The organism is Pseudoflavonifractor sp. An184 (assembly GCF_002160305.1).
GTDB classification, from domain to species: Bacteria; Bacillota; Clostridia; order Oscillospirales; family Oscillospiraceae; genus Lawsonibacter; species Lawsonibacter pullicola.
The window spans coordinates 1-8,215 of record NZ_NFKI01000088.1; the positions used below are offsets into that span (position 1 = coordinate 1).

9 protein-coding genes are annotated in these 8,215 nt (G+C 48.2%); 3 read left to right on the top strand and 6 right to left on the bottom strand.

Annotated elements, in window-relative coordinates:
- Positions 1-98: 98 nt before the first annotated feature.
- The 6 genes from B5F19_RS15975 to B5F19_RS15995 form a co-directional block, all read right to left on the bottom strand.
- The gene (locus B5F19_RS15975; protein WP_087292495.1) at positions 99-911 is read right to left on the bottom strand and encodes a recombinase RecT; all 813 of its coding nucleotides are present in this window, start codon (positions 909-911) and stop codon (positions 99-101) included.
- A gap of 17 nt (positions 912-928) precedes the next feature.
- Positions 929-1,849, bottom strand: a complete 921-nt coding sequence (locus tag B5F19_RS15980; protein ID WP_087292499.1) for a DUF932 domain-containing protein — start codon at positions 1,847-1,849, stop codon at positions 929-931.
- Between the two features lie 18 nt (positions 1,850-1,867).
- Positions 1,868-2,833 (bottom strand): lambda-exonuclease family protein, encoded by a 966-nt coding sequence (locus B5F19_RS15985; RefSeq protein ID WP_087292502.1) that lies wholly within the window; start codon positions 2,831-2,833, stop codon positions 1,868-1,870.
- 141 nt (positions 2,834-2,974) lie between these two features.
- The gene (locus B5F19_RS15990; RefSeq protein ID WP_087292519.1) at positions 2,975-3,160 is read right to left on the bottom strand and encodes a helix-turn-helix domain-containing protein; all 186 of its coding nucleotides are present in this window, start codon (positions 3,158-3,160) and stop codon (positions 2,975-2,977) included.
- Positions 3,141-3,473, bottom strand: coding sequence for a hypothetical protein (locus B5F19_RS17325; protein ID WP_140394269.1), 333 nt, complete (start codon positions 3,471-3,473; stop codon positions 3,141-3,143). The genes B5F19_RS15990 and B5F19_RS17325 overlap by 20 nt, the downstream gene beginning before the upstream one ends.
- A gap of 128 nt (positions 3,474-3,601) precedes the next feature.
- Complete coding sequence (locus B5F19_RS15995; RefSeq protein WP_087292506.1) at positions 3,602-3,835, bottom strand: helix-turn-helix transcriptional regulator; 234 nt, start codon at positions 3,833-3,835, stop codon at positions 3,602-3,604.
- A 118-nt stretch (positions 3,836-3,953) separates the two neighbouring features.
- Between B5F19_RS15995 and B5F19_RS16000 the strand changes: the two genes are divergently transcribed.
- From B5F19_RS16000 to B5F19_RS16010, 3 genes are read left to right on the top strand one after another with little or no spacing between them, the layout of a single operon-like run.
- A complete protein-coding gene (locus B5F19_RS16000) occupies positions 3,954-4,901 on the top strand; it encodes a WYL domain-containing protein (protein ID WP_087292509.1) in 948 nt (315 codons plus the stop codon).
- Entirely contained in the window at positions 4,894-6,045 is a 1,152-nt protein-coding gene (locus B5F19_RS16005) for a hypothetical protein (protein WP_087292512.1), read from the top strand. Before B5F19_RS16000 ends, B5F19_RS16005 begins: the two co-directional genes overlap by 8 nt.
- Positions 6,038-7,705, top strand: a complete 1,668-nt coding sequence (locus tag B5F19_RS16010) for a hypothetical protein (RefSeq protein ID WP_087292516.1) — start codon at positions 6,038-6,040, stop codon at positions 7,703-7,705. The genes B5F19_RS16005 and B5F19_RS16010 overlap by 8 nt, the downstream gene beginning before the upstream one ends.
- Positions 7,706-8,215: the final 510 nt, after the last annotated feature.

Consider the following 8,215-nt stretch of genomic DNA (forward strand, 5'->3'; position numbering starts at 1 on the left):
CCCCCTCCCCCCGGACCCTCCTCCCCTCTTTTTGTACTTTCTTCTATTTCGTCCTTTTTCCGTTCTTATTAAGCAAATTAAAGCGATTGTTTGTGCATTTATAGTTCATTTTGGATTATCTCTCCGGTTGCTGAATCCACAGAAACTACATCTTCTACCACAGTGGGCTGCACCAAGTACATATCATCGCTAATTTCTTGCTTGATAGTCTCATCCTGGGCCAGTCCACGCAAGAACTCTGTCTTGAGCGGGGCATATTTTAGCACTCGCTTTAGGACCGTTTTCTTCGCCATTTCTTCAAAATTGGTTTGCCACGGGCCGTTGTCATAGGTTTTACTGTACTTTTGCGCAAATGCCCGAATCTCCTCGATGGACATGACCTCAAATCCATACCCGCCCTCTTTCGTCTTGAATACCGCATATACAAATACAGGTTCGCCACGTTTACTGGCGGTGGGAATGTGCTTTAGCGTCGGCTCCAGCCCAAAAGAAAAGGCAAAATCGTCCTCCGAGTAGACCACTTGGGCCTGAATTATGGAGATCTCCCCAGAGCGATAGGCCAAATCAATCAGGCCCTTGTAGCCCAACTGGAACTGGCACTCCATCACGCCTTTGTTCCGATAAGGGATCAGGTAGGCCTGACCAAGCGGCGTGTTTGGCTCGACACCCAACTGGGCTGCTGTCATCATGGCTCCCAGGAAGGACTGCGGTGTTGTCTCCGCTAACTTCGGATTGGTAGACAATGCGGATAAGACAATACGAGTAAAGCGCTCCGGAGTTATCACACTCGGGAGCGCCTTCTTGATCTCTCTTTCCATCTGTTTGATATACTGCTGTAATGCGGGTTTACCCGTAGTTACAACGGCTGACTTCTGCATCGCCTGCTGAATCATTTTGTTTGCAGTTGCCATATTTCAATTCCTCCCGCTTAGGCCACCAGGGACACGAATTTGTCCAGCATGGCGTGGCCGTCCATGATGCGTCCCCAGTTGTTCTCCCGATAGTTCGCTGTCTTTCTCCTGGGAGCGTTGTGGGAGATCATATCGCTCATGGCGTTGACGGCTCCCCAGGCTGTTCCTCGGAATTTCAAAATGTCAGGGGCAAAGTAGCAGACCATGTACTCATTTTTTAATTTTTGGATATTCTGTTTTTCTCGGTCGGTGCTTTCCTCGGTAACGGGGAACATCTCGTCCAGAATCTCCCGCAATCTGTCACGGGTGACAGTTGTATTTGCCAGACGGTCTGCCGTCTGGCTCAAATCGTTCATATAGGCGCTTGCCATTTCCAGACAAACCCGGGCCTCATGCATTTTACTCGCCATGTCTCCGGTATGGCGGACAGACCACGCCCGTCTCGCAGACCCCAAAGCCAGGTTCAGGGTATTGTTGCAGACGACCCGGATTGGCGTCATACAGACCCGGATGGCCCCGCTCCCATCATGGGTGTTCGTAAAACAAAGATATGGCTCGGTCTTGTCGCCAACGATTTCTGTTTCGGGTAGCCTCGCCAACAGCCAGATCTTCCGGCCTCCATTCAGGCTCCCGGCAGTCTCATATCGCACATCCCCACCAATCAGGGAATCGGTAAACTCAAATGCCTCGGCGTTCTGGACGATTTTATAGCGGTCAGAGACAACGCCCAGCACTGTTCCATCCGAATCCCGAACATTTGCTCTATAGTTCTTGATTTTGGCCCCGCCGCAAACCTGGATATTCCGCTGTACTACACTCCAGTCCAGACCTGCCATGCGGAGCGCATCGGTACTGGTAGGTGCCTCTTCTACTCGGGTTCCCAGGCCGTGCCACGGCTTTTCACGGACATACATCATGCTCTCTACTAATGCTGGCATAATAAAAACCTCCTTAAATTATCCTGCGTTTTTCAGATTTTTCTCAACTTCTGATACCTTTACCTTGAAGGGCCTCGCTGTGATCTGCTTGTAGAATGGTGCCAGGTCAATCTCAGGGTGCGCCCTGGCAAATTCCTGGGGCTGAAAGATCTGCCGGGTCTGGGATTTCCATGAGACAGAATAAATTCCGCAGTCTCCACGCTCTGCCTCGCCCATATCCGCCTTGATGGTGTTCTCGATAGCCCCGATACTTTCCAGGATTTCTTTCTTCTGGGATTGAAGTTCAAAATACCGGGACAGCAACTGTTCTCTCCCAAAGAGGTGGATGTCCCCGCCTCTGCTAATAGGATAGATGCGCTGCAAAGCGTTTCCAGTAGGCTCCAGGCCATCCAGGGCTGGAGGGCTACCCTGCTCCACCAGCTTCCAGAAATCCTGCTCTGCGGCCATGAGTGCGTCGATCTCCGTTTGATCTCGCTCCAGAGTAAAGGTGAAAAAACCACGTCCATAGACCAGTACAGCGAGATACCAGCGTGTAGCACCTGTTACCGCCAGATAGTGGACACACTGGGCGTAATATTTCTCCGGAAACTCTATTCCCTTGAACTGTCGGAGATTCAGCGTTGAGGTGGTCTTGCACTCCAGCCCAGCGTTCTCACCCACCACAGTCCGGTCAATGTCAGCGTGGGCGAAGGGATAAAGAGAATTGTAGAGTATGGCATTGGAGCGACGGACAGTCTTTCCGGTGGCCTCCATCCATCGCTCCGCCACATACTCTTCCAAGTCTCTCCCTTGCCGCATGGCCTCGTTGTCCTCCTGATCTGCAAACCTACCTGTCTTATCCGCCCATACCGTGTAGGGTGTGGCATACTGACTTAGGCCCACGATCCCAGCGGCATCGCTTCCGCCTATGGACTTCCGCCGTTGGGCCAGCCAGTCTGCCCGACTCATGGAGCGGGTGCTGAGGCGCACCAAGTGTTGATTCATTGTGATCGGCTCCTCTCTAAATTGATTTCGATATGCTCCAGCCCCTTCCGGTTGCCCCGGAGTATATCACAGGGATGATATATCACTGAGAATCGCCACTTTAACGAAAAATACCCTGGGCCATGTGGCCCAGGGTATTTCTCATATTAGGTTTGCTTGGGTTTTGATATATTCCTCAATCGCAAGGCGGGGGATTCTCCATACCCTTCCATTTTTATAGGCTTTCAGTTTCTTTTCTGCCAACAATGCATACAGCGCATTTTTACCGACCTTCAACGCCTCGCAAGCCTCGTCCACTGTCAGAAGGTCATCGTACATTTCCAGCATGGCTGCAATCCTTTCCACAGTTTGCACAGGAGTTATTCCCACAGAATGGACAGAGGCAATCCTGAACAATGCGCTCTAACTTCTTTCTGTTTCTGGGCTTGCATTGATTTGCAAGAAATCCCTTCTTCTCTAACTGCTGGTAAATGGCCACTTCGGTACGATCCAGTTCAACCGCAATCGCAGAAATTCCGATGCCCTCTTCGAACATGGTCGTCAATTTCTGCACTTCATCCTCTGTCCAATATTCCCCAGAGCGTTGCGGCGGTCGCTTTCCAGTTCTTAGGCCACGCAGTTCTTTACGGTAATTTTCCATAGGTTGTAACACCTCCTTAATGATTATTGAGATGTTACTTCCACAATGAAAAGAATTAAATTGTTAGAAATTTTCGAGAATGACAGTGACTGTCCACTTCATTTGCTATACTACAAACAACATGAGGACTATTCATCAAATTGCAAGAACTTATATGCCGGCACATCCAGAACAGAGGCGATCTGAAACAGCGTGTCCAGTGATACTGCCTTCTTGATATTTGGGGCCTCTACATGGCCGATAAATGCTGGGGTACGGTCCACCTTCTCTGCCAGCTGCTCCTGTGTTAGACCACGGAGTTTTCGGTAATATGCAATACGCAGCCCCAGTTGGCGGTACTCTGATTCGTAGGCAGAATTCATGTCATCACCTCGCTGGGTATATGTTACCCAAGAATGACAGCAATTGACATGGCCTGAAATTTAGGTTAATATATTTTACAGATATAGACATATTGCACAAATAATTGGAGGGAGGATTATGGAACACTTACCGGAGGCAAAATCGGCAAGAATGCTGGCCGTCTACACCCGGTTAATGGCCGGGCAGGTCTTGAACAAGCGTACCCTAGCGCTGGAATATGGGATTACCGAGCGGAGCGTTCAGCGAGATATGGAGTCTCTGCGGTGTTTTCTGACAGAACAGAACCTCCCCCAAGACGTGATTTATGATCGCAGAGAGCGGGGTTACCGCTTGGTCAACAGCGTACCCAAAGGGCTGACTAACGGCGAAATATTAGCCGTCTGCAAGATTCTATTGGAAAGCCGCTCTATGATTCGAAATGAGATGTTGCCGATCTTGGACAAGCTGATCGACTGCTGTGTACCGGAGGAAAATAAGAAGGCCGTCTCTGATCTGATTGCCAATGAAAAGCACCACTACATGGCACCTCACCACGGGCGGCCCATTCTCACCGGCCTGTGGGAGATTGGACAGGCGGTGAAAAAACAGCAGATACTGGAGATCACTTATGAGCGGATGAAGGAGCCAAAGCAAGTACAGCGGCGGGTCTGGCCCGTTGGGATCATGTTTTCGGAGTATTACTTCTATCTGACCGCTTTTCTGGAGGACAGGTCAGACTTTGAGAACCCGGATGACCTGTTCCCTACCATCTACCGAATCGACCGAATTCAAAATTTTAAGGTGCTGGACGAGCATTTCAGGATTCCTTACAGCAATCGTTTTGAAGAAGGTGAATTTCGCAAGCGGGTGCAGTTCATGTACAGCGGCAGGCTGGAACAGCTCCGGTTCCATTACTCCGGCCCCTCGCTGGAATCGGTGCTGGATCGTCTGCCTACCGCCAAGGTCATCAGCCAGGATGCGGAAGGCTGGTTGATTGAGGCAGAGGTATTCGGAAAAGGCGCCAAGATGTGGTTGCAGAGCCAGGGAGAATATATTACGCAATGTCAGGAGGTACAGCATGGATAGAGAATTAAAACGGTTGAAACGAGAGAAAGACGCCATCATGGAGAGAGCCATGGACACATTGGACAGTACCACACAAAAAATCGAAGATCACTTGACGCAGGTGCAGGACGAATACGCAAGAGTAGCGCAGTTTTCAGGTCAGGCCGGGTATGTAATTGACCAGATTGACCGACAGTTCCGGGAAAAGACGAAACTCAGCGGAAGCGATACAGTGTTTCTCTTCCTGTGTGTTGCCCTGCAATGTGCCAGGCAATACCTACTGACAAATGACAAACTGCGAATTACTGCGGCTCAGGGCGATACTCTGGTTGGAGATACCATCGGCCAAATCACGCCGCCAACATGGGAGGATGCTCTATTTCAGAGTGTTCCCTATGACGCAATCAAGACCAGTACCCATATTTCTGAAACAGGACTTGCAGGGACGACGCATCGTTACCGCACGCTGGGCCACGATCCCGTCCTCGGCTGGATCTTCGGCACGGCTAATATTATGACAAATTCGTTGACAAAATCCGATATTGTCACAACCTATCAAGTTTCCAATGGGTATATTATTCGCCATTATCCTCTGGGGACTATGGGGATGATGAATAAAGCAGTTGAATACGCCCAGAATGACCCTATGTTGCTGGCGGCATCCACGGCAAGGCAGGCGATCCACTTTGGCTCCGACTACTTTACCAAGCAAAGTCTCCCAATCCCTTTCTTGGGGACATTAAGCCCTGAAATGGCCCATCGATTTATGTTTCCATTCAAAGACGATAATAAACGCGCTTACATTGACATGTGGAGCATTACTAGAGGGGCTGCGCTGTCGGCCCTCATTAACCAACTGATCGCGACCATCCATCGGCTGTTCTACAACGAAGACCGGGACGGCACCCCTTCCATGTACGAAGTCAGGACCCGGAAGATCCTCAGTTACTCCAATGCCATGGCGACAGGGAGCAATATCCTCGTCACAGCGTTTACTAAGGACTTGACAAAACTGGACGTTGGGGGCGCCCTTGTCACCTTGTACCGCATTGTCAGCGACTATAAGTTCATCCATGAAATCAAGAGGGACTTCCTAAAAAATGAGTTCTATAATATTGTGGTTGGAGAGGACTATGATTTTATGAAGGAGGAGCACCATGTTTAACAAAAAATATAAAAAAGGGATGGCCGACGCCGCGAAAGCGTATGAGGCATTTGGCAAAAAACAAGAGGATGCACTCAAGCACATCCTGGAAGAAGTCCGTCAGGGCAATCGAGATCTCGAATCGGTGTTGAGAGAACTCAATGGAAACATGGATAGTTTGTATGACTACATTGATTCCAAAGAGAAAGCCCACCTCTATTCTGTCTATACACCCTTTGATATTATCAAACTTGACAAAAATGACCGCCTGTTTCTGGTTGGCGTACTCTACCGGCTTACTGCTGATAAGGCACCGAACGAAAATCAACAGAACTATATCCGGGCTGTACAGAGATATTTGGAGATTAAGGAGCCGCCTTTTGGCATTGATCCCATGTACATCGAAACAATTGAGGACATTCCCACCCAAAAGGCCATTTTGCAGACCGTATTAGAGTATCTGTATCTCCAGGATGGTGACAGCTACGATGAGACGGAGTACCAGCAGGAATTTCTGGATGCCTTCAGCGTCAATACCAAAGGCCGCAAGGAGATCATGGACCGTATCGACCTGCTCTATACTGCTACCGGGGCCAAGGGTTTGGCGGAGAAATATGGGTATGTGCCAGAAGATACTGCTGAATATTCCTCTGAAATAGATAGTGAAAACGAAAATACATATACAGGTTTTCATGAAATTAGTGATGAATTGCTAGGTCAGATTTTCTCAAAAGATGTTTCCATAAAAAAATGTATTGAAACGGATAGCTTTGTTTTTACCATTCCGAATACGACGTTTCTTTCTGTTTTAGCAGTTTTCGGAGGTCTTGATAAGACTAAATACGAGTTTAACCTATTCGACAAACGGACCAACGCCAAAGTGGAATTAGCAGAATTTCCACCTACCACTCTGCATTCTGCGCAATTCTTAGAAAATGACACTATCGTTGTAGAATTGGGGCGGCAGGAGAAATCCATAGAATTATTTGACTTATCCTGTCAGGAACATAGAGCGATTGTTAATGGGGATACCTCTTTACAACTGTTGCGTGTCACAAGAAATTATGTCGTTTACACAAAAAGTGCGTATTGTCCAGCATATACAGTATGGATTTACGTTTATGATGTGATTACTGGGAGGACGAGAGAAGTCCCTATGCCGCCAGATAAGTGTACATATTATAAAAAGGCCGCCGATATATGCGGGGGAAGTCTTTACCTTCTTGATTCTGAACAATTTATATATCAGATGGATTTAAACAATAATTTCACCATTCAAAAGAAGTATAAAGTCTCTATTCCCGGTCATCCGTGCAAAGAGATCCGAGGACTTAGAGTTTCGGATAAGCAAGTTTTTTGTTGGAGTAACGAAGGTATTTATAAAGATTATCTTGCTAGACTAGATCTTGAACATGGTAAAACTCATATCCTCGCAACAATTGGTGAGAATGGGCTAGTAGATGAAGGGAATCTTTATAATGATTACTTTATTTACCGAGACAGTGTTGAGGGATCGTTATATGGCATCCGTCTCGATACAGTTGAAACAGTAAAACTTGCAGGGTCCCAAGTCGGAAGTCAATTTCCCAATATCCGAAATTTTATATATTTTAAACGCAATGATGAGTATTGGTATAGAGTTGATATAAATTCCCCTATGCAAGTTGATGTTGTTCCATAATAGCGATTTATTGCAGCAAAACCGTTATAACCACTAGTTTAATTATTGGTTTGAATTGACCTTATAATGGCTTAAGATGCATTGAATTCTGCGAGGTGCCTACATAGACAGAGCCATTGGTTCCCTCTTCCCATCAAAAAAGAAAGCCAGTGCGTCATTGCACTGGCTTTCTCATAGCCTTGTCAGCGGCTTGTCCCCTTCCACTTCGGTCTGTCTGGATAGTTGAGTGTCTGCGGCTTTGCAAGGAAAAAATGGACGCGAAAAACGTCTATCTCACCAACCCCGCTTTCGACAAACAGACCGCCGTGCAACCCCAGCCCAGGAACATGGCCCACGGCTGATCCGCACTTCTTCGCCCAGCACAAATACGGCCCGGACCGCACTGTGTGCGGTCCGGGCCGTCAGGCTGTCAAAAAAGTCCAAGGACTTTTCCGACAGCCTGCAAAAATGCCGTTACTTTTCCGCCGCGCAGCGGCGGAAAAGTTCTCGCTGCGCTCGCCGAACGCCTTG